This is a genomic window from Pseudomonas sp. TE6283, assembly GCF_054060555.1.
Window position 1 is genome coordinate 13,163 of sequence record NZ_JBSSDH010000014.1, and the last position, 20,297, is coordinate 33,459.

Consider the following 20,297-nt stretch of genomic DNA (forward strand, 5'->3'; position numbering starts at 1 on the left):
TCAAATGCTCAGGGACCACTGGGCTACCCAGTAGCCCGGTTCCAACGCCTTGCGCCGTCGATCGCTGGCATGCAGCGCGCGCTGGTAGTCCAGGCGCAGGTTGCTGCGTGGAACGCTCAGTTCAATACCCACCGAGGCACCGGTCAGGCGCTGGGAGGGACTCTCGCGCATGTAGCGGGCCCAGCCGTGGTCAAGGCCTATCGATGGGCGTGCCTGCACAGGCCAGGTCCAACCCGAGGGCAGCGTCTGGCTGAGGGTGTTGCGCCAGACGGCGGCACTGGCGCCTGCCACGTTGTGCTGACGAAAACCACGTACGGCCGAGTGATCGCTGAGCTGTTGCTGTTCTATCGCGGGCAGTACATCGGCGCTGTACTGCAGGGCCAGTTCACTCTGCCAACGCCATGGGTGCTCGGCAGGGCCTTGACGCAGGTGCAGGAGGTTGGCGCGGTACTTTGTGAAGTCCGGACGGGGCGCACGCTTGTTGTGGTGGGGCTGGTCGGCGCCGAACCAGTCCACGCCCTTGCTCACGCCCAGGTACAGGTTCCATAGCCCGCTCTCCAGCCACAGCAGATTGAGGCCGGCATCGACGCTGGTCAGCGTCGGGCTCTGCAGAGCCAGTACCACCGGGCCAAAGCGGTTGGTCAATGCCTTGCGGTCCACGCGGGTGCTGGCGCTGAGCATGCCTTGGCGATTGCGCCAGAGCACACGCTCCGCGCCAAGGCCGAAAAACTCGTTCTCGCCATTGCTGCTGTAGCGGGTCCGGGGCACCGGGGCACTGTAGCGCATCTGGCTGGCGTTGAGGCTGAAGGTCCAGGCACCGTGAGGCAGGCTGTAATAGAGGCTCAAGCCTTCGGTTTGTCCTGGTGCTTCGAAAACGGTCCGGTTGAACGACAGGCGCAGGTCGTCGTTCAAACCCAGCGGGCTGTCCAGGCCCAGGCCCAGGTTCAGGCGATGGCGGCCGGTCGTTTCACCGCCACGGTTGTCGATGCTGGCGTCCACGTGCACGCGTGAGCAGACCCGCCGAGGTTCGATCACGACGCGGGTCCCCCCTTGCAACTCCCCAGGCAGCAGGGCCATTTCCAGGTCGTAGGCGCGCAGACGATTGAGTTGGTCGAGGCCTTGCTCTAGATCCGGCAAATGCAGGGGGCGGCCGAGTGTGCCTGGAAACGCGTTGCCCAGTGACAGGGGCAGGCCCTGGTCGGTGATTTCGATCGATTCTATGAAACCCTCGACAATCACGATATCCAGTGGGGCACCATGTTCAGGGGGGCGTGCAACGTAGGGGCGGCTGGTGGGATAGCCGGCCTCCACGTACTGCTGGGTGATTGCCTTGAGCAATCGGTCGATTTCTGCGGCGCCCATGCATGAGGACGACAAGGCGCGTACGGTGGGTTCAAGGTGCCGGGACCGAAGTGTTCGGTTGCCCGCCAGTCGTACGCCACTCACTGCCCAGCAGCGTTGACCCTGTTCGGTGGACGGTGTTTCTCTTCGGTATGCACTGTCGCTGGGCCGTGAATGTTCCCAGCGTTCGAGTCGTCGGTCCTGTTCCAGTTTTCGCAGTGACTGCTGTTGGTCGCGTAGGTCCTGGCTGGCCGGATCGATCCAGCGTGGAGCCGCTACTACCGCCGATGGGCAGGCCAGGAAGATGCTGGCGAGCAGGATGCTCGCGGCTCGGTATGAGACGCGGCTGAAAGTGCGGGTGTTCATGGGTCTGGGTCCGATACCGGTCCTCGCCAGCTCGGCGATTCAGGGTTGGATAGGGAAGTGCAGCGGCCTGTGGGCCGCTGCCAGCCAGGTGTTCGCGCTTCAGCCTTTGCGGCCCTGCTCGATCTGCGAGACGTACTCGGTGGTGGTGTCGTGGCCACTGCTTTCGTACGGCTTGTTGTGGCTGTTGCCTTCACCCTTGCCATGGAACAGGCCGGTGAAGAAGTCGACCGCACTCTTTGTCAGGCCTCCAGGCGTCAGGTCTACGTTGACCTTGGTATCCTTCTGATAGTCGCGGCCACTGAGGTTCTGTCGGGTAATGCTGCTCCCGAAGTCGACCTTGCCATCGCTGGCCTGCACTTTGGCGCCGACAAGATGGGTCGTGCCCCCGACGTCCAGGTCGATGCCCTGGGTGCCGGAGAGGGTGGTCTGTTGAGTGACGGTATCGTCCAGCTTCCTGGAGAGGCCTCCCTTGATTGCTGGCGTGACCTTGTCGGTGACCGTGCTCCAGAGCGCACCGACGATTTCACCGATGTCGCCTTTGTCGAAGGCGTCCGCCAGTGATGGCTTGGCATCACTGGAAGCGTCTGCGGCGTCTTTCTGGTTCAACTTGATATCGACATTGAGGGTCTTGGCGTCAGTCTGGTTCTTGCGACTTGCCACCAGCAGATCGCCACCGATTTCGCCTGCGACATGATGGGCTTCGACCTGGGCACCTTCGATACGGGTATCGCCTTTGCTCTGTAACTCGACCGTGTCGGCGCGCAGACGGCTGTCGCCCCAGGTCGTGTTGTTGCGCGTGTCCAGGTCAAGCTGGACCAGGGCGTTCGCGCCCCCCAGTCCTAATGCTGAAAGCTTGGCTCCGGCGCCGAGGGTGACATCGAGGTTGTCGCGTTGTTCGGTGTTGCCCGCGGCTTCGATCAACACGCCACCATGACGAGCCTCCAGGCTGATCTTCCGAGCACTGGCCTGCAACCCTTGCACGTTGAGGGCAGCATCATGGCTGGCCAGGCTTGTGAGCTGCACCGCCCCGTTGCTGTCGAACGTCGCGCCGATGGCCGTACGCTTATGCTGGCTGGTCCGGCCAAAGGTACCTTCGGCACCCAGTCCACCACCCACAGCGCTCCCCGTGGCATCCAGTTTGCCACCCCAGGTACCACCCACCTTGGTTTCGGTATCGCTGGCTGCGGTCACGGTCAGCAGGCCGTCGCTGTGCAGCGTGATATCGCCGGTGGCTGCGGTGTCGCTACCGATGCGTGTGCCCTCCAGGCGCAGGTCGCCCTGGCTGGACAGCCCAACGTCACGCTTGCTGTCGATTTGCGCGACTCGCGCCTTGCTGTTCCGAGTCTCGTAAGTGTGGCGTTTGAGACTACCCTTTGCCCCTCCATTGACTCCGATCAGAGCGGTGCCAGCCTTCAGCGCCAGGTCCGCGTCCAGTGTCGTGGTGTTCTCCACGGTGCGGTCATGGGCGGACGCCAGGATCAGGTCACCTTGGCTATCCAGGCGCACTGCACCCTCGCCGCCGTCGATGCGGGTACCCTCGTAGTGTCCGTTACCCGTGAGCGCCACCTGAACCCCATGCTTGCCCTGCAGACTGCCAACGCGGGCGATCGTGGTTTCTCCCAGGCTCGCCTCGGAGCCCCCATGCCCTTCAAGGGTGCCGTTGACATCCGTCAAGGTCTTGCTGTCCACGCGCAGGCTACCGCCTGCGTTGACGCGGCTTGTTTCGCGGGTAGTGCGATCACTGGCGGCCAGCATCTGGTGTTCGCCAGCCACGATCCGCAGATCACCCGACTTGGCGTTGTAGTCGGTGCCCTCGTCCCTGATGCTGTCAGAGGCCTGGACGATGACACGACCTGCGTCGAATGTGCTGACCTGCGCCGTGCTGGTGGTGTCCCTCTGCTTGAGCGACTGGTGCTCCAGGGCCAGCTTTGCCTCCAGGTTAGGCTTCTGTGAATCTTTGAGCGTCGATTCGGCTTTCTGGCCTGTAGCCAACTGGCGCAAATGGTCGAAGGCGTACTTGGCGCGATCTGTAACGTATGCATAGTCGGCACTGACACCCAGGCCGCCATCCCACTTGCTCAGGAGGGTCTCGCGTACCGTGGTGTCGGCTGCCGCGCGGTTGTCGATCGTGTCAGCATTTATTTCCAGCGATCCTTGCGCCTGCACCTGGGCGGCAGAGGTAACCAGTTTTGCGGCATCGATCTTCATGTCGCCGCTTGATTTCAGCGCGCTGCGTTGAACGGTGGACTGGCTCTGGAGCTCGACGGTCGGACCATGGTAGCCGTCGATGCTCACGCCGACACGCTCGGTCCCGATGGTGGCGCTCAGCGCCGCGCCTCGGGTGGTGTCGAGGGTGTGTCTGCTCTCGTTATCGTAGGCCGCTGCAAGTTCGATGTCGTTGGCGTTGGCGGTGAGACTGCCGGCATTCGCCTCAACTTCGGAACCCTTGAGCGTCAGCTTGCGAGCACTGGCCAAGGAAACGGTGCCGGCACTGACCGAGCTCGCCACCTGGCGAGTCGAGGCTGTCTTTTCATCCTTGTGCAAATGCTCGTAACCGATTTTCGCGGAGTACTGGCCTGAATCTGTTGCCGTTTTCCCGGCGCTGGCAACGAAGTCGCGAACGCCGGTGATGCGGTGGCCATGGTCGTTCTCCTCGGCGCTTTCAATGGTCAAGTCGCCCTGGGTGTCCAGCTGGAGGTGGTGCCTGGCATTGAGGTGTGAGCCACTGACCTGCATATCGCTGCCGGCATGCGCAACGAGTTTGTTGCCCTTGAGCGTGCTGGCCTTGAGCTGCTCCGTGTGCGACGTGCCGTCAGTGTCTGTGCGGTCAAGGTAAATGCTGTGGCTGTGCTGCTCCTTGGTATCGCGGCTTTCCAGGCCGGCACCGATCGTCATCTTGTTGCCACTGCGCAGGTTCAGGGTGTTACCCGCTTCAAGCTGTGCGGCGGTCAGGGTCAGGTCATTACCTGCCAGCAGGTCCAGATTGTCCTGCGCCACAAGACGGCTGCCTACAATCTTGCGGTCGGTGGTCTCGGTAATGCCCTTGCGGCTTTCGGTGGTGACGAACCAACTCTTCTTGACCCAGTCGACAGGGTCGCTCTGCAAGGTTTCACGGGTAATGGTATCGAGCGTCAGGTTCTTCCCGGCGTTGAGCTCGACCTGCCGGCCCTTGCCATTGGCCGCAGTGAACTGCAAATCGCGCTCAGCGCTCAGTGCCAGCTTGCCGTTGCTGCTGGTGAGGTTGGTCTGGAGTAGTTCGTCGCCTTGCACCACCAGGTTACCGGCTGACTGGATGCTCAGGTCACCACGTTCCGCGTGCAGGTTCATCCCACCGATCTGCACACCCGCGCCCTCGGCAGTGCTGACGATGCGAATCTGACCGGCGCGCATCGAGCCGAGCAGGCTGGCGTCAATGGATCCGGATATGCCTGGCAGATGCTGCAGCACTGCGCGGCTTTCGGCATCGACAGTATTACGTCCGACGGTGAGGTTCAGGTCGTCCTTGGCCAACAGCAAGCCTTTGGCATCGATACGTGGCGCGATAAGCTCCAAGGCGCCTTCGCCATTGCTCAGGCCACGCCCCAGCACATCGAGGGCGCCTCGGGCATCACGGCTGTCGAGATGCTTGACCTGCCCATCCTGGACGTGCGCATTACCCACCACGAAGCCCGCGCGGGTCGTATTGATGAAGCTGCCACCGTTGACCGTGATGCCGTTGGGATTGGCAAGCAGGTAATCGGCTTTCTGCCCGAAGATTTCCTGTGCGCCTTCGATTCTCGAGGCATTCTGGCTGATGACCTCGTTGAGGATGGTCGAGGCGGCCTGGCCTTGGAACTGCGGGTTGGCACCGAGCTGGCCGGCCAGTTGAGATTGCCCGGCCTGCAGGGCGTTGTTCAACACCACACCTTGCTTGCCGACGTTGTAGTCGAGGAACTGGTTGTGCGACAGGCCGCTGGCATTGGGTGCGACGATGTCGATCACCGGAACGCCGTGGCCATTGTCGATGATCGGGGTACCGCCAGGGCCCGGCGTCGGGGTCAGGGCGCCTTGCGCTTGGACCTGGGTGGTGCCCAGCAGGGCGAGAAAGACAGCCCAGCGTAAAGTGTCGGGAGTGGTTTTGGGAGCAGGATTTTGCATGAGAACCTCGCAAGTGATGTACGAAATCGAGTAATCAATTGCGGGAATTTTAAGAAGGCGAGTAGGGGTATTTATGTGGCTCAATGCCATCACTTTGTAGGAGGGAATGCCATCTGGCCTGTAGGAAAAGTGAGCAGCGAAACCCGGAAACAGAGTTTGAAGGCGAAAGAGAAAGGCCTGCCCTGCATGAGCAGGACAGGCCTTCGTTGTAATCAGATACTGGGGAGAGGATCAGGGCCGGATTTCGATCAGCGTGCCGTCCTTGACCATGCTCCACACCTCGCGCATGTCGTCATTGCGCATGGCGATGCAGCCTTCGGTCCAGTCGAGGGTGTGGAAGTACCACTCGGGGTACTCCTCGTTGATCGGCGTGCCGTGGATCATGATCATGCTGCCGGGGGGCACGCCTTCGCTGCGGGCCTTGGCGGCGTCGGTGATGTTCGGGTAGGAGATGTGCATGGCCAGGTTGTAGCGGTCGCTGACCTTGCGCCAGTCAAGCCAGTACAGCCCTTCGGGGGTCTTCTTGTCGCCCTCGCGCTGCTTGGCGCCCTTGGGCTGTTTGCCCAGGGAGATGCGGTAGGTCTTGAGGGGCTCGCCGCGGCTGATCAACTGCAGGCGGCGTTCGGACTTGATCACCAGCACCTTGTCGATCAGCCGTTCCTGCTGGGCGCCGCCAGTGGCGGGCTGGGCCGGCGACTGCACGGCCGACGGTGTCTTGCGGATGATGGTCTCGGTGAAGGCGGCTTGCGACACCGAGGCGACACTGAGGCAGAAGAGGGCAAGCAGCCAGCGCATGAAACCGTATCCCTGAAGACTTAAATGGTGGGCGACGAAACGTTCATCGGCGGCAGGTATTCATGGCCTATGGGGTAGTGCTGCCTGATGCGGTCGCGATAATAGCATTCTAGTGTGCGTGTGACGGTGCGGAAAGCCAGCTCGCCCCAGGGGATCTCGTGTTCCTCGAACAGGCGTACCTCCAGGCTCTCGATGCCCACTGCGAAGTCCAGGTCGGCCAGCTCGGCACGGAAGAACACGTGTACCTGGTTGATGTGCGGCAGGTCGAACAGCTGGTACAGGCTCATCTCGGCGACCCGGGCGCAGGCCTCCTCGACGGTTTCGCGACGGGCGGCGGCATCCAGGGTCTCGCCGTTCTCCATGAACCCGGCGGGCAAGGTCCAGAAGCCCCGGCGCGGCTCGATGGCGCGGCGGCACAGCAGCACCTGGGAACGCCAGGTGGGCAGCACCCCGGCGACGATGTTGGGGTTCTGGTAGTGGATGGTCTGGCAATGGTCGCAGACATACCGCAGGCGGCTGTCGCCTTCGGGGATTCGCTGGGTGACCGGTTGGCCGCACGCGCTGCAGAATTTCATGCTTACATTCATTCCATTGGGGTCGGACTATCTTGGCGCGCCCGGCCCGCCCACCGCAAGCGGCCTGCGGGCGGGGCTTGGGTGCCTCGCGGCTTTGGTGCATCATGCAGGGCAGGCCTTGGACACGAGAGTGCGTAATGCTGGACGAGCTTCTTCGCCGAATGAGCAACCATACCCCCGCGTCACTGGAGACGGACCGCCGTTTCCCCGAAGCGGCGGTGTTGTTGCCCATTACCCGCAGTGAAGAGCCGGAGCTGGTGCTGACCCTGCGCGCCCAGGGCCTGTCGACCCACGGCGGCGAAGTTGCCTTTCCAGGCGGTCGGCGCGATCCGGAAGACCCCGACCTGGTGTTCACCGCCCTGCGCGAGGCCGAGGAAGAAATCGGCCTGCCGCCCGGGTTGGTCGAGGTGCTCGGGCCGCTCAGTCCAGTGATCTCGTTGCACGGCCTGAAGGTGACACCGTTCGTCGGTTTGATCCCCGACTATGTCGAGTACCGCGCCAATGATGCCGAAATTGCCGCAGTGTTCACCGTGCCGCTTGCGTTCTTCCGTCAGGATCCCCGTGATCACACCCATCGCATCGACTACCAGGGGCGCAGCTGGTACGTGCCCAGCTACCGTTACGGCGACTACAAGATCTGGGGCTTGTCGGCGATCATGATCGTCGAACTGGTCAACCTGCTGTTCGATGCCGGCATCAGCCTGCACCAGCCACCCGAGCGTTTCATCAAGAACTGAGCGGGGTACACCCCGCCACCGCGTTCAACCGTGAGGAGCGATACATGAAATACCGCCTGGGCGACCTGCGGGTCGAGACCCACCCCGAGAGCTGGACCGCGCCCAACGCCACGCTGATCGGCAAGGTGCGCCTGCAGGCCCGCGCCAGCGTCTGGTTCGGCGCGGTGCTGCGCGGCGACAACGAGCTGATCGACATCGGCGAGGACAGCAACGTCCAGGACGGCACGGTGATGCACACCGACATGGGTGCGCCGCTGGCCATCGGCCGTGGCGTGACCATCGGCCACAACGCCATGCTGCACGGCTGCACGGTCGGCGACTACAGCCTGATCGGCATCAACGCGGTGATTCTCAACGGGGCGCGGATCGGCAAGCATTGCATCATCGGCGCCAATGCGCTGATCCCCGAAGGCAAGGAAATTCCCGACGGTTCGCTGGTGATGGGCTCGCCGGGCAAGGTGGTGCGCGAGCTTACCGAGCAGCAGAAGCGCATGCTCGAGGCCAGCGCCGCGCACTACGTGCACAACGCCCAGCGCTATGCGCGCGAGCTGGTGATCGATGAAGACTGACGAACGGCCCGTGGCCTCGCCCTGCGTCAGCATCTGCGCGCTGGACGAGCAGGATATCTGCACCGGGTGCCAGCGCACGGTGGACGAGATCACCCGCTGGGGGCGGATGGATAACGAGCAGCGCCGGGAGGTGCTCAAGAAGTGCCATGAGCGGGCGCTGGCGGCGGGTCTGGTGATTGGCCTGTAATACTGGACGCCGGTGGCGTGGGAGCGGGCTTGTCCCGCGATGGGGCCGGCGCTAATCTGTGCGGCTGGCCCACCGAACGCAAAGACCATGTTCTATCTCATCGCCTACATCAGCAGCGTGGTGCTGATCAACTACGCCTTTTCCAGCGCGCCGCACCTGGACGTGATCTGGTCCGCCTGGGGCGGATTGGTGTTCATCCTGCGCGACATGGTGCAGACCCGCTACGGCCACGGCGCGTTGCTGGCCATGCTGGCGGCGCTGGTGCTGTCCTACGCGACGTCGGAGCCGGCCATCGCCCTGGCCAGCGCCACCGCGTTCTTCGTCTCCGAGCTGATCGACTGGCTGGTGTTCAGCATCACCCGACGGCCCTTGCGTGACCGCCTGTGGCTGAGTTCGGCGCTGAGCATCCCGGTCGACACCTTCATCTTCTTCGGCATGATCGGCGCGCTGACCCCGGCGGTGATCGGCACGGCGCTGGCCTCGAAGTTCGCCGGGGTAACGGCGGTCTGGTTGATCATGGCCTGGCGGGCACGGCGCGCGGTGGCCACATCCTGATGTAGAATACCGGTCCATTTTTCAGCGGGCGGCAGCCAGCGTGGCGCGGCCCCGGACGCCTTCGAGGACCTGAAATGACCCGTATCGGAACCCCATTGTCGCCCACCGCGACCCGTGTACTGCTGTGCGGCTGCGGCGAGCTGGGCAAGGAAGTGGTGATCGAGCTGCAGCGCCTGGGTGTCGAGGTGATTGCCGTGGACCGTTACGCCAACGCGCCGGCCATGCAGGTCGCGCACCGCAGCCATGTGATCAACATGCTCGACGGCGTCGCCCTGCGCGCGGTGATCGAGGCTGAGAAGCCGCACTACATCGTGCCCGAGATCGAGGCCATCGCCACCGCCACCCTGGTCGAGCTGGAAAACGAAGGCTTCAACGTGGTGCCCACCGCCCGCGCTACCCAGCTGACCATGAACCGCGAAGGCATCCGCCGCCTGGCTGCCGAAGAACTCGACCTGCCGACTTCGCCGTATCACTTCGCCGACACCTACGAGGACTACGCCAAGGCCGTGGCCGACCTGGGCTACCCGTGCGTGGTCAAGCCGGTGATGAGCTCGTCGGGCAAGGGCCAGAGCCTGCTGCGCGGCGACGATGACCTGCGCAAGGCCTGGGACTATGCCCAGGAAGGTGGCCGCGCCGGCAAGGGCCGGGTGATCATCGAGGGCTTCATCGACTTCGAGTACGAGATCACCCTGCTGACCGTGCGCCATGTGGGCGGCACCACCTTCCTCGCGCCGGTCGGTCACCGTCAGGAGAAGGGCGACTACCAGGAGTCCTGGCAACCCCAGGCCATGAGCCCGAAGGCCTTGGCCGAGTCGCAGCGGGTGGCCCAGGCGGTCACCGACGCGTTGGGCGGGCGTGGTCTGTTCGGCGTGGAGCTGTTCGTCAAGGGCGACCAGGTGTGGTTCAGCGAGGTCTCGCCGCGTCCGCACGACACCGGCCTTGTGACCCTGATCTCCCAGGACCTGTCGCAGTTCGCCCTGCATGCCCGGGCCATTCTCGGCCTGCCGATCCCGGTGGTGCGCCAGTTCGGTCCATCCGCCTCGGCGGTGATCCTGCCGGAAGGTCAGTCGCAGCAGACCAGCTTCGCCAACCTCGGCGCCGCCCTGAGCGAGCCGGATACCGCCATTCGCCTGTTCGGCAAGCCGGAGATCAACGGCACCCGCCGCATGGGCGTGTGCCTGGCCCGTGACGAGTCGGTCGAGGCGGCGCGAGCCAAAGCGACCCGTGCTTCGCAGGCGGTCAAGGTCGAGTTCTGATCTGCAACGATCGCGGCGCTCCCACGCCAGTATCAGCCTGGCGTGGGAGCGGGCTTGCCCCGCGATTGCTTCAAAGCTCGGTATTGCGCGTCTCTTTCAGGCACAACACGGCAATCAGGCTGATCACCGCCGCCACCGACACATACCCTCCCACCCAGCTCAATCCCCCCATGCTCACCAGCTTCTGGGCAAAGAACGGTGCCGCCGAGGCGCCGACGATGCCGCCCAGGTTGTAGGCCGCCGAGGCGCCGGTGTAGCGCACATGGGTCGGGAACAGTTCGGGCAGCAGCGCGCCCATCGGCGCGAAGGTCACCCCCATCAAGAACAGCTCGATGGCCAGGAACAGCGCCACGCCCGTGGTCGAACCCGAGGTCAGCAGCGGCTCCATGGTGAAGCCCGAGGCGATCGCCAGCAGGCCGCCGACCACCAGCACCGGCTTGCGCCCATAACGGTCGCTGAGCCAGGCCGACAGCGGCGTGGCCAGGGCCATGAACACCACCGCGAAGCACAGCAGGCCGAGGAAGGTCTCGCGACTGTAGCCGAGGGTGGTCACGCCATAGCTGAGCGAGAACACCGTGGAGATGTAGAACAGCGCGTAGCACACCACCATGGCCGCGGCACCCAGCAGCGTCGGCAGCCAGTAGCGGGCGAACAGGTCGACCACCGGCATCTTCACCCGTTCGTGACGGGCGACCGCTTGGGCGAACACCGGGCTTTCCTCCAGCTTCAGGCGCACGTACAGGCCCACCAGCACCAGCGCCGCGCTGAGCAGGAACGGAATGCGCCAGCCCCATTCGCGGAACTGCTCGTCGCTGAGCACCAGGGCCAGGGTGAGGAACAGGCCGTTGGCGGCGAGAAAGCCGATCGACGGGCCCAGCTGCGGGAACATGCCGAACCAGGCGCGCTTGCCCTGTGGCGCGTTCTCGGTGGCCAGTAGCGCTGCGCCGCCCCATTCGCCGCCCAGCCCCAGGCCTTGGCCGAAGCGCAGCAGGCAAAGGATGATCGGCGCCCAGACGCCGATGCTGTCATAGCCGGGCAGCACGCCGATCAGCGTGGTGGACACGCCCATCAGCAGCAGCGAGGCGACCAGCGTCGACTTGCGCCCGATGCGGTCGCCAAAGTGGCCGAACAGCGCCGAGCCCAGCGGGCGGGCGAGAAAGGCGATACCAAAGGTGAGAAAGGCCGCGAGCATCTGCGCGGTGCCGGAGCCGGACGGGAAGAACACCGGCCCGATCACCAGTGCGGCGGCGGTGGCGTAGACATAGAAATCGTAGAACTCGATGGCGGTGCCGATGAAGCTGGCGGTGGCCACCCGGGCCGGCGAATTGACCGGTGTTGCCGAGGCAGGTTCGGCGTAGGTGCTGCTGGTAGTCATGCGAAGGTCCCTGACAGTCATGCTCCATGGGGCACGGCCCATGTGACGGGCACACGGGAGCCGGAGCGTATTGTTGTTGGTCGCGCGACTGACGATAGCCCAGGGGATAGGCGGTGAGCGGTTGCTGTTCGGGGTGCTGAAGCAGGACCGCGGGGCATGTCAGTGGTGCGGACTGGCCGTCGGGCGCCGGGTGCGGGTAGCGGGCGGGACGGTAGGGCTGGGTAAGCGTGTTTCGAGTATAGCTAGCGAGTCAGTGTCCAGACCAGTACCTTGCTCGCGCAATTGTCCTCGGTTTCGAGGATTTCCAGCCGATATCTGCCAATTTTCAGGCAGACCGCGCTTGCCGGGATGCTTTCCAATGCCTCGGTGACCAGCCCGTTGAGGGTTTTCGGCCCGCCGTCACAGGGCAGGTGCCAGCCAAGGGTGCGGTTGATCTCGCGCAGCGAGGCTGTCCCCTCGATGACGAAGCGGCCGTCGGGTTGGGGGTGGACGTGAGGGTTGTCCAGGCTCTGCTCGTCCTCGAACTCGCCGACGATCTCCTCGAGGATGTCCTCCAGGGTCACGATGCCCAGCACCTCGCCGTACTCGTCCACCACCACGCCCATGCGCCGCTGCTGCTTGTGGAAGTTCAGCAACTGCATCTGCAGCGGAGTGCTTTCGGGGACGAAGTAGGGTTCGTAACAGGCCGCCTGGAGTTTCTCCGGGGTCAGCTCGGCTCGCGGCAGCAGGTGGCTGATCAGCTTGGTGTTGAGTACCGCTTCGACCTGGTTGATGTCGTTGTGGTAGACCGGCAGGCGGGTGTGACGGCTGACGATCAGTTGCTCGATGATGCGTTCGATGGGGTCGTCGAGGTTGATGCCATCGACTTCGTTTCGTGGCACCAGGATGTCGTTGACGGTGATCTTGTCCAGTGCCTGCAGGCCTTCGAGCAGTCCGTGGCGGGTGCTGTCAGCCGGGCCGTCCTCGTCGAAGTCGTCGTCTGCTTGCGGATGCAGGGCCACCGCCGTGGGTTGCGCGCGGAACGGGCGCAGGATCTGCTTGGCGCAGCCGTCGAGCAGGCAGCCCAGCGGCTGCAGCAGCGCCAGCGGCCATTTAAGCAGGTTACCGCCCAGGCTCAGGAAGGCTTGCGGGTCGCGGCGGGCCAGGCGGCGCGGCAGGTAGTCGGCGAGCACCAGCAGGGTGAAGGCGGCCCCGAGGCCCGCCAGCCAGAAACCGTGCTCACCGTCGTAGCGCTGGCCGATCAGGCAGGCCAGGCCCAGCACCAGTAACTTGCCGAGGCTGGCGCCGAGCACCAGGCCCTGGGCGGGGAGGGTGGCGTCGCCCTGGCCAGTGGCTTGCTGGCGGGCGCTGTCGACCGCGGTGAACAACGCCGACCACAGCAGCGCCAGTGCGATGATGCCGAGCAGCGGGGCGTACGGCAGGGTGTCCATGGGCGACCGTCAGATATGCAGGATGAATTCGCGGACCAGCTTGCTGCCGAAATAGGCCAGCATCAGCAGGCAGAAGCCGGCCAGGGTCCAGCGGATAGCCTTGTGCCCGCGCCAGCCGAGGCGGGTACGGCCCCACAGCAGCACGCTGAACACGACCCAGGCCACGCAGGCCAGCAGGGTCTTGTGCACCAGATGCTGGGCGAACAGGTTGTCGAGGAACAGCCAGCCGGAGATCAGCGACAGCGACAGCAGCACCCAGCCGGCCCAGAGGAAGCCGAACAGCAGGCTTTCCATGGTCTGCAGCGGCGGGAAGTTGCGGATCAGCCCGGACGGATGCTTGTGCTTGAGCTGGTGGTCCTGCAGCAACAGCAGCAGGGCCTGGAACACGGCGATGGTGAACAGGCCGTAGGCCAGGATCGACAGCAGGATGTGCGCGAGAATGCCGGGCTCTTCGTTGATCAGCGGCACCGTGCCGGGCGGGGCGAACTGGGCCAGCAGCGCGGTCACCGCGCCAAGCGGGAACAGCAGCACCAGCAGGTTCTCCACCGGGATGCTCAGGCAGGCGAGCAGGGTCAGGCCGATCACCGCCACGGCGATCAGGCTGGCGGCGCTGAAGAAGTCCAGGCTCAGGCCCAGGGGCGTGATCAACTGGAAGAACAGGGCGCCGCCCTGGGCGACCACCGCCAGCGTGCCGAGCAGGCCCAGCAGCCGTTTGTCGGCGCGGGCGCCACGGGCCAGCCCGGTGGCCTGGTAGACGGACGCGGCCAGATAGAGGAAGGCGGCGAGCAGATTGGGGATGAGGCTGGGTGAAGAGAGCATAAGTCCTGGCAGGCAAGCCCTAAAGGGACGGAGTTTGGCATAGATCGCGGTGGGCAAGGAAGACTGCGTGTCAATCGCGGGGCTAGCCGGTGGTCCCGAGCGAGGTGTGCGCAGGAAGCAGTCTCCGCTATAATCGCCGCCTTGCTCTGCCCGGCGCGTGTACATGTTCACCTGGGCATCTGAAAAACCTCGGCTTCACTGGGCCTGAAAGGATCACCATGTTCGAAAACCTGACCGACCGCCTGTCACAGACGCTACGCCATGTCACCGGCAAGGCCAAGCTGACCGAAGACAACATCAAGGACACGCTGCGCGAAGTGCGCATGGCCCTGCTCGAGGCCGACGTCGCCCTGCCGGTGGTCAAGGATTTCGTCAACAGCGTCAAGGAGCGCGCGGTCGGCACCGAGGTGTCGCGCAGCCTGACGCCAGGCCAGGCCTTCGTGAAGATCGTCCAGGCCGAGCTGGAAAGCCTGATGGGCGCGGCCAACGAAGAGCTGACGCTCAACGCCGCGCCGCCTGCCGTGGTGCTGATGGCCGGTCTGCAAGGTGCCGGTAAGACCACCACCGCCGGCAAGCTGGCGCGTCACCTGAAAGAGCGCAAGAAGAAGAGCGTGATGGTGGTGTCGGCCGACGTCTACCGTCCGGCGGCGATCAAGCAGCTCGAAACCCTGGCCAACGACATCGGGGTGACTTTCTTCCCGTCCGATATCAGCCAGAAGCCAGTGGCCATCGCCGAGGCGGCGATCCGCGAGGCCAAGCTCAAGTTCATCGACGTGGTGATCGTCGATACCGCCGGTCGACTGCATGTCGACGCCGACATGATGGACGAGATCAAGGCCCTGCACGCTGCGGTCAAGCCGATCGAGACCCTGTTCGTGGTCGACGCCATGACCGGCCAGGACGCGGCCAACACCGCCAAGGCCTTCGGCGACGCCCTGCCGCTCACCGGCGTGGTGCTGACCAAGGTCGACGGCGACGCCCGTGGCGGTGCCGCGCTGTCGGTGCGCGCCATCACCGGCAAGCCGATCAAGTTCATCGGCATGGGCGAGAAGACCGAGGCCCTGGAACCGTTCCACCCTGATCGCATTGCCTCGCGCATCCTCGGCATGGGCGATGTGCTCAGCCTGATCGAGCAGGCCGAGCAGAACATCGACAAGGCCAAGGCCGACAAGCTGGCCAAGAAGCTGAAGAAGGGCAAGGGCTTCGATCTCGAGGACTTCCGCGACCAACTGCAGCAGATGAAGAACATGGGCGGTCTCGGCGGCCTGATGGACAAGCTGCCGAGCATCGGTGGCGTGAACCTGTCGCAGATGGGCAATGCCCAGGGCGCGGCCGAGAAGCAGTTCAAGCAGATGGAGGCGATCATCAACTCCATGACGCCGGCCGAGCGTCGCGACCCCGACCTGATCAGCGGTTCGCGCAAGCGCCGCATCGCCCTCGGTTCCGGCACCCAGGTGCAGGACATCGGCCGCTTGATCAAGCAGCACAAGCAGATGCAGAAGATGATGAAGAAATTCTCCGCCAAGGGCGGCATGGCCAAGATGATGCGTGGCCTTGGCGGGATGCTGCCGGGTGGCGGCATGCCGAAACTGTAAAAGATTCCGGCGGGCTTCCTTATATGAGGAAGCCCGCCAGACCCCCGCTCCGGCGGGATCATGGCCGCCGCGAGGTGGCCCAAACCGGCAGAACTGAGCGGCAGGCCCTGGCATTGCCGAAAAAGGCATTTGCAAATGTCCGTGTATTCCCCGAGAATATGCGGCCTTTTGGGCACCCGTGTGCCCATTGGGCATTCAGTTTTGCAGCACCGACTATAGGAACGATGTTCACATGGTAACCATTCGTCTGGCCCGTGGCGGCTCGAAAAAGCGCCCATTCTACCACCTGACCGTGACCAACTCGCGTAACGCCCGTGACGGCCGTTTCGTTGAGCGCGTTGGCTTCTTCAACCCGATCGCATCGGGCGCCGAAGTCAAGCTGTCGGTCAACCAAGAGCGCGTCACCTACTGGCTGAGCCAGGGCGCACAGCCGTCTGAGCGCGTTGCTCAGCTGCTGAAGGAAGCTGCCAAGGCTGCAGCCTGAGCAGTATGAACGCGACGCCAGAAAAGGCTGACGACCTCATCGTCGTTGGCAAGATTTTTTCGGTTCACGGCGTTCGCGGCGAGGTGAAGGTGTATTCCTTTACCGATCCGATTGAAAACCTGTTGGATTATCCGCGCTGGACGCTCAAGCACGAAGGCAAGGTAAAACAGGTCGAGCTGGTCAGCGGTCGTGGCTCCCAGAAGGGCCTGGTCGTAAAACTCAAAGGCCTCGATGATCGTGATGAAGCCCGTCTTCTGAGCGGTTACGAAATCTGCATACCGCGGAGCCTTTTGCCCAACCTGGCAGCCGACGAGTACTACTGGTACCAGTTGGTGGGCCTGAAGGTCATCAATCAGGACGAACAGCTGTTCGGCAAGATCGATCACCTGTTGGAGACCGGCGCGAACGATGTAATGGTGGTCAAACCCTGCGCAGGCAGCCTGGATGATCGCGAGCGTCTGTTGCCCTACACCGGGCAATGCGTGCTGGCAATCGACCTGGAAGCAGGCGTGATGCGGGTTGAGTGGGACGCGGACTTCTAGACGATGGGTAACCTTCGCGTAGACGTCATCACGTTGTTCCCCGAGATGTTCTCGGCCATCACGGAGTACGGCATTACCAGCCGCGCGGTGAAACAGGGGTTGCTGCAAGTGACCTGCTGGAACCCGCGGGACTACACCACAGATCGTCACCACACGGTAGATGATCGGCCGTTTGGCGGTGGCCCGGGCATGGTGATGAAGATCAAGCCTCTGGAAGACGCCCTGGTTAGCGCCAGGCAGGCGACCGGAGCATCGGCAAAGGTGATCTACCTTTCGCCACAAGGCCGCAAGCTGACCCAGCAAGCGGTCAAAGGCCTGGCCGAACAGGAGTCGTTGATCCTGATCGCCGGTCGTTATGAAGGCATCGACGAGCGCTTTATCGAGGCTCATGTCGATGAGGAGTGGTCGATTGGCGACTATGTGCTTTCCGGTGGCGAGCTGCCGGCCATGGTACTGATCGATGCGGTTACACGACTGCTGCCCGGAGCTTTAGGGCATGTGGACTCGGCGGAGGAAGACTCTTTCACCGACGGTCTGCTGGATTGCCCGCACTACACCCGACCTGAGGTGTATGCGGATCAGCGTGTTCCCGACGTGTTGCTAAGTGGCAACCATGCACATATCCGGCGTTGGCGGATGAAGCAGTCCCTTGGTAGGACCTTCGAACGACGCGCCGATCTTCTGGAAAGTCGCTCGCTTTCTGGAGAAGAGAAGAAGCTGCTCGAGGAATACATCCGCGAGCGGGACGATAGTTAAACGTATCGATGGTGGATCAAGTATCCATCTTAGGAGCACAGCATGACCAACAAGATCATCCAGCAGCTCGAAGCCGAGCAGATGAGCAAAGAGATCCCGACTTTCGCACCAGGCGACACCGTTGTCGTCCAGGTTAAAGTGAAGGAAGGCGACCGCTCGCGTCTGCAGGCGTTCGAAGGCGTCGTTATCGCCAAGCGTAACCGCGGTCTGAACAGCGCCTTCACCGTGCGCAAGATCTCCAGCGGCGTTGGCGTAGAGCGTACCTTCCAGACCTACAGCCCGCAGATCGACAGCCTGGCCGTGAAACGTCGTGGTGACGTGCGTAAAGCCAAGCTGTACTACCTGCGCGACCTGTCCGGCAAAGCCGCTCGCATCAAGGAAAAACTGTCCTGAGTACAGTTTGCCTGGCGGCCTAGGCCGCCTTGCGAGAAAAAAGCAGCCTTCGGGCTGCTTTTTTGCTTTCTGAAACCCGCCCTTGCGATGTGACCGAAAATGACCACCCGAGACCAGGAAATCCAGCGCCGCACCGAGCTGTCGGTGACCCGCGTGACCAAAGCGGTGTTCCCCAACACCACCAACCACCACAACACCTTGTTCGGCGGTACCGCCCTGGCGTGGATGGACGAAGTGTCGTTCATTGCCGCCACCCGATTCTGCCGGCTGCCACTGGTGACCGTGTCCACCGATCGTATCGATTTCAAGCACCCGATCCCGGCCGGTTCGATCGTCGAGCTGGTGGGCACGGTGATCAAGGTCGGCAACACCAGCCTGCAGGTGCAGGTGGATGTGTTCGTCGAGAACATGTACCTCGACGGGCGGGAGCGGGCGATCCATGGCGTGTTCAGCTTCGTTGCCATCGACGAGGACAAGCGCCCGGTGCCGGTGCTGCCGTTGGCCTGATTGCCGGGCCACTCATGAGTCAATGCGCTACGGGCTGCTCGGTCAGCTCCGGCTCCACCAGCGCCACCAGTGTCCACCCAGGCTGCGGCTTGAGCGGGTTGTCCGGGCTGGCCACATGCACCCAGCCTTGCCCGTCCCGGGCGAACAGCAGCGTGGCGCGCGGGCCATGCAGTTGCTGGTAGTCGTCCCAGCAGAAGGCCTCGGTCAACGTCGTGCTGTACAGCTCGGCACCCTGGTGCAGCAGCTTGGCCAGTTGCCCATAGGTCATCGGGCTCGACCCGAGCAATTGCCCGCGATGCTCCTCGCTGGCCCGGTGCTTGTCGCTGCGCTGTTTTTCCAGGCCGCTGGCCAGCACGAACAATCGGGCCTGGCCAAAGTCATGGCGAAAGCGCGCGCAGGCCAGGGCGTTGAGCTCGCCCGCCGGTGACAGCCCCAGCAGATGGCCCAGGCCGACCAGGTCGAGGTGGGCGTCGGCGTGCTGCGAGGCGGGGTTGCCGAAGTAGGTCGGCAGGTTGTCCATGCGCGCGGCGCGGATGTTCTCCCAGCTCGAGTCGGTCAGCAGCACCCGGCAGCCCAGTTGCTGCAGGGCCTTGGCGATGACCCGCGCAGGCGGGTTGGCGCCGACCACGAGAAACCCGCTCGGCGCCGGTTCCGCCACCTTCAGCAGGCGCGCCAGGGGCCTGGCGGTGGCGCTTTGCAGCACCACGGTGCCGATGATCACGGCGAAGGTCAGCGGCACCAGCAGCAGTGCGCCTTCGTGCCCGGCCTGGTCCAGGCGAATGGCGAAAATCGCCGATACGGCCGCCGCCACGATGCCTCGTGGCGCGATCCAGGCCAGCAATGCCCGTTCCCGCCAGCTCAGTGGCGAGCCCAGGGTCGACAGCAGCACGTTCAGCGGTCGCGCCAGCAACTGGATCACCAGCAGCAGTCCCAGTACCGCCGGCCCCAGGGCCAGCAGCGCGTGCAGGTCGAGCCGCGCGGCCAGGAGGATGAACAGGCCGGAGATCAGCAGCACGCTGAGGTTTTCCTTGAAATGCAGGATCTGTCGCACGTCCACGCCGGGCATGTTGGCCAGCCACATGCCCATGACCGTGACCGCCAGCAGCCCCGATTCGTGGACGATCTGGTTGGCGGCGATGAAGATGCCCAGCACCGCCGCCAGCGAGGCCAGGTTGTGCAGGTATTCCGGCAGCCACTGCTCGCGCATGACCTGCCCGAGCAGCCAGCCACCGGCAACACCCAGCGCACTGCCGCAGAAGATCACCCCGGCGAAGGTCGCCAGGCTGTGGCTGAGGCCTTCGTCGGCGGCGCTGGCGATGATGAAGCTGTAGACCACCACCGCCAGCAGCGCGCCGATCGGGTCGATGACGATGCCTTCCCAGCGCAGGATGTTGGCGATCGCCGCCTTCGGCCGCACCACCCGTAGCATGGGCACGATCACCGTGGGGCCGGTGACCAGGGTCAGGGTGCCGAACAGGATCGCCAGGGGCCAGTCGAAGCCCAGCAGCCAATGGGTGGCCAGGGCGATCACCAGCCAGGTGCTCAGCGCACCGACGGTGACCAGGCGGTGCACCACGCTGCCGATCTCTCGCCATTGCGACAGGTGCAGGGTCAGGCTGCCTTCGAACAGGATCAGCGCCACCGCCAGCGATACCAGCGGCATCAGCAGCGGGCCGAACAGCGCCTGCGGCTGCAGCCAGCCCAGCACCGGTCCTGCGAGGATGCCGCACAGCAGCAGGAACAGGATCGCCGGCAGTTTCAGGCGCCAGGCCAGCCACTGGCAGAGCAGGGCGGCGGCGCCGATGCCGCCGACACTCAAAAGAATTTGCTGTTCGTTCACGCGGGCTCCCTCTGCATGCCGTGTTATGAAAGACTAAG

19 protein-coding genes are annotated in these 20,297 nt (G+C 64.0%); 11 read left to right on the plus strand and 8 right to left on the minus strand.

The genetic code is table 11. The features are described 5' to 3' along the window. The 4 genes from ACVWZ5_RS18040 to ACVWZ5_RS18055 form a co-directional block, all read right to left on the minus strand. The gene (locus ACVWZ5_RS18040) at positions 1-1,707 is read right to left on the minus strand and encodes a ShlB/FhaC/HecB family hemolysin secretion/activation protein (RefSeq protein WP_457340773.1); all 1,707 of its coding nucleotides are present in this window, start codon (positions 1,705-1,707) and stop codon (positions 1-3) included. 99 nt (positions 1,708-1,806) lie between these two features. Further along, positions 1,807-5,928, minus strand: a complete 4,122-nt coding sequence (locus ACVWZ5_RS18045) for a hemagglutinin repeat-containing protein (protein ID WP_457340774.1) — start codon at positions 5,926-5,928, stop codon at positions 1,807-1,809. Positions 5,929-6,075: 147 nt separating this feature from the next. Further along, positions 6,076-6,639, minus strand: a complete 564-nt coding sequence (locus ACVWZ5_RS18050) for a L,D-transpeptidase family protein (protein WP_062360491.1) — start codon at positions 6,637-6,639, stop codon at positions 6,076-6,078. 20 nt (positions 6,640-6,659) lie between these two features. Beyond that, positions 6,660-7,214, minus strand: coding sequence for an NUDIX hydrolase (locus ACVWZ5_RS18055; RefSeq protein WP_028691599.1), 555 nt, complete (start codon positions 7,212-7,214; stop codon positions 6,660-6,662). A 137-nt stretch (positions 7,215-7,351) separates the two neighbouring features. On the opposite strand from ACVWZ5_RS18055, the gene ACVWZ5_RS18060 reads away from it, so the two are divergent. From ACVWZ5_RS18060 to purT, 5 genes are all read left to right on the plus strand, one after another. Further along, a complete protein-coding gene (locus tag ACVWZ5_RS18060) occupies positions 7,352-7,951 on the plus strand; it encodes a CoA pyrophosphatase (protein ID WP_062574983.1) in 600 nt (199 codons plus the stop codon). Between the two features lie 44 nt (positions 7,952-7,995). Continuing rightward, positions 7,996-8,520, plus strand: coding sequence for a gamma carbonic anhydrase family protein (locus tag ACVWZ5_RS18065; protein ID WP_062574982.1), 525 nt, complete (start codon positions 7,996-7,998; stop codon positions 8,518-8,520). Then, positions 8,510-8,707: a DUF1289 domain-containing protein gene (locus tag ACVWZ5_RS18070; protein WP_028691596.1), complete on the plus strand. Its 198-nt coding sequence runs from the start codon at positions 8,510-8,512 to the stop codon at positions 8,705-8,707. Before ACVWZ5_RS18065 ends, ACVWZ5_RS18070 begins: the two co-directional genes overlap by 11 nt. An 87-nt stretch (positions 8,708-8,794) precedes the next feature. Continuing rightward, a complete protein-coding gene (locus ACVWZ5_RS18075; RefSeq protein ID WP_062574981.1) occupies positions 8,795-9,262 on the plus strand; it encodes a VUT family protein in 468 nt (155 codons plus the stop codon). Between the two features lie 74 nt (positions 9,263-9,336). Then, the gene (purT, locus tag ACVWZ5_RS18080) at positions 9,337-10,518 is read left to right on the plus strand and encodes a formate-dependent phosphoribosylglycinamide formyltransferase (RefSeq protein ID WP_050704195.1); all 1,182 of its coding nucleotides are present in this window, start codon (positions 9,337-9,339) and stop codon (positions 10,516-10,518) included. 70 nt (positions 10,519-10,588) lie between these two features. Here purT and ACVWZ5_RS18085 read toward each other — a convergent pair whose 3' ends face one another. The 3 genes from ACVWZ5_RS18085 to ACVWZ5_RS18095 form a co-directional block, all read right to left on the minus strand. Then, positions 10,589-11,893, minus strand: a complete 1,305-nt coding sequence (locus tag ACVWZ5_RS18085; protein ID WP_084943535.1) for an MFS transporter — start codon at positions 11,891-11,893, stop codon at positions 10,589-10,591. Positions 11,894-12,135: 242 nt separating this feature from the next. Continuing rightward, positions 12,136-13,323 carry a transporter associated domain-containing protein gene (locus ACVWZ5_RS18090; protein ID WP_062574979.1) on the minus strand — a complete coding sequence of 396 codons (1,188 nt, stop codon included), beginning with the start codon at positions 13,321-13,323 and terminating at the stop codon, positions 12,136-12,138. A 9-nt stretch (positions 13,324-13,332) separates the two neighbouring features. Further along, positions 13,333-14,142, minus strand: coding sequence for a cytochrome C assembly family protein (locus ACVWZ5_RS18095; RefSeq protein ID WP_062574978.1), 810 nt, complete (start codon positions 14,140-14,142; stop codon positions 13,333-13,335). 218 nt (positions 14,143-14,360) lie between these two features. Here ACVWZ5_RS18095 and ffh point away from each other — a divergent pair, with 218 nt between their 5' ends. The 6 genes from ffh (at position 14,361) to ACVWZ5_RS18125 (ending at position 18,419) form a co-directional block, all read left to right on the plus strand. Next, positions 14,361-15,737: a signal recognition particle protein gene (gene ffh / locus ACVWZ5_RS18100; RefSeq protein WP_028691590.1), complete on the plus strand. Its 1,377-nt coding sequence runs from the start codon at positions 14,361-14,363 to the stop codon at positions 15,735-15,737. Between the two features lie 232 nt (positions 15,738-15,969). After that, the gene (gene rpsP, locus ACVWZ5_RS18105) at positions 15,970-16,221 is read left to right on the plus strand and encodes a 30S ribosomal protein S16 (RefSeq protein WP_011535318.1); all 252 of its coding nucleotides are present in this window, start codon (positions 15,970-15,972) and stop codon (positions 16,219-16,221) included. Positions 16,222-16,226: 5 nt separating this feature from the next. Beyond that, complete coding sequence (gene rimM, locus ACVWZ5_RS18110; RefSeq protein WP_028691589.1) at positions 16,227-16,763, plus strand: ribosome maturation factor RimM; 537 nt, start codon at positions 16,227-16,229, stop codon at positions 16,761-16,763. 3 nt (positions 16,764-16,766) lie between these two features. Then, positions 16,767-17,519: a tRNA (guanosine(37)-N1)-methyltransferase TrmD gene (gene trmD / locus ACVWZ5_RS18115; RefSeq protein ID WP_028691588.1), complete on the plus strand. Its 753-nt coding sequence runs from the start codon at positions 16,767-16,769 to the stop codon at positions 17,517-17,519. Between the two features lie 42 nt (positions 17,520-17,561). Beyond that, the gene (gene rplS / locus ACVWZ5_RS18120) at positions 17,562-17,912 is read left to right on the plus strand and encodes a 50S ribosomal protein L19 (RefSeq protein ID WP_011535315.1); all 351 of its coding nucleotides are present in this window, start codon (positions 17,562-17,564) and stop codon (positions 17,910-17,912) included. Between the two features lie 99 nt (positions 17,913-18,011). Further along, positions 18,012-18,419: an acyl-CoA thioesterase gene (locus ACVWZ5_RS18125; RefSeq protein WP_023629813.1), complete on the plus strand. Its 408-nt coding sequence runs from the start codon at positions 18,012-18,014 to the stop codon at positions 18,417-18,419. Between the two features lie 19 nt (positions 18,420-18,438). Here the strand turns inward: ACVWZ5_RS18125 and ACVWZ5_RS18130 are convergent, their stop codons facing one another. After that, on the minus strand, positions 18,439-20,259 hold the full coding sequence (locus ACVWZ5_RS18130; protein WP_062574977.1) for a cation:proton antiporter: 1,821 nt from the start codon (positions 20,257-20,259) through the stop codon (positions 18,439-18,441). Positions 20,260-20,297 lie beyond the last annotated feature (38 nt).

Excerpts from the sequence above, each read along its gene's own strand:
- ACVWZ5_RS18040 (WP_457340773.1), bottom strand. The coding sequence starts at position 1,707 with ATGAACACCCGCACTTTCAGCCGCGTCTCATACCGAGCCGCGAGCATC.
- ACVWZ5_RS18050 (WP_062360491.1), bottom strand. The coding sequence starts at position 6,639 with ATGCGCTGGCTGCTTGCCCTCTTCTGCCTCAGTGTCGCCTCGGTGTCG.
- ACVWZ5_RS18055 (WP_028691599.1), bottom strand. The coding sequence starts at position 7,214 with ATGAAATTCTGCAGCGCGTGCGGCCAACCGGTCACCCAGCGAATCCCC.
- ACVWZ5_RS18060 (WP_062574983.1), top strand. The coding sequence starts at position 7,352 with ATGCTGGACGAGCTTCTTCGCCGAATGAGCAACCATACCCCCGCGTCA.
- ACVWZ5_RS18065 (WP_062574982.1), top strand. The coding sequence starts at position 7,996 with ATGAAATACCGCCTGGGCGACCTGCGGGTCGAGACCCACCCCGAGAGC.
- ACVWZ5_RS18070 (WP_028691596.1), top strand. The coding sequence starts at position 8,510 with ATGAAGACTGACGAACGGCCCGTGGCCTCGCCCTGCGTCAGCATCTGC.
- ACVWZ5_RS18075 (WP_062574981.1), top strand. The coding sequence starts at position 8,795 with ATGTTCTATCTCATCGCCTACATCAGCAGCGTGGTGCTGATCAACTAC.
- purT (WP_050704195.1), top strand. The coding sequence starts at position 9,337 with ATGACCCGTATCGGAACCCCATTGTCGCCCACCGCGACCCGTGTACTG.
- ACVWZ5_RS18085 (WP_084943535.1), bottom strand. The coding sequence starts at position 11,893 with ATGACTACCAGCAGCACCTACGCCGAACCTGCCTCGGCAACACCGGTC.
- ACVWZ5_RS18090 (WP_062574979.1), bottom strand. The coding sequence starts at position 13,323 with ATGGACACCCTGCCGTACGCCCCGCTGCTCGGCATCATCGCACTGGCG.
- ACVWZ5_RS18095 (WP_062574978.1), bottom strand. The coding sequence starts at position 14,142 with ATGCTCTCTTCACCCAGCCTCATCCCCAATCTGCTCGCCGCCTTCCTC.
- ffh (WP_028691590.1), top strand. The coding sequence starts at position 14,361 with ATGTTCGAAAACCTGACCGACCGCCTGTCACAGACGCTACGCCATGTC.
- rpsP (WP_011535318.1), top strand. The coding sequence starts at position 15,970 with ATGGTAACCATTCGTCTGGCCCGTGGCGGCTCGAAAAAGCGCCCATTC.
- rimM (WP_028691589.1), top strand. The coding sequence starts at position 16,227 with ATGAACGCGACGCCAGAAAAGGCTGACGACCTCATCGTCGTTGGCAAG.
- trmD (WP_028691588.1), top strand. The coding sequence starts at position 16,767 with ATGGGTAACCTTCGCGTAGACGTCATCACGTTGTTCCCCGAGATGTTC.
- rplS (WP_011535315.1), top strand. The coding sequence starts at position 17,562 with ATGACCAACAAGATCATCCAGCAGCTCGAAGCCGAGCAGATGAGCAAA.
- ACVWZ5_RS18125 (WP_023629813.1), top strand. The coding sequence starts at position 18,012 with ATGACCACCCGAGACCAGGAAATCCAGCGCCGCACCGAGCTGTCGGTG.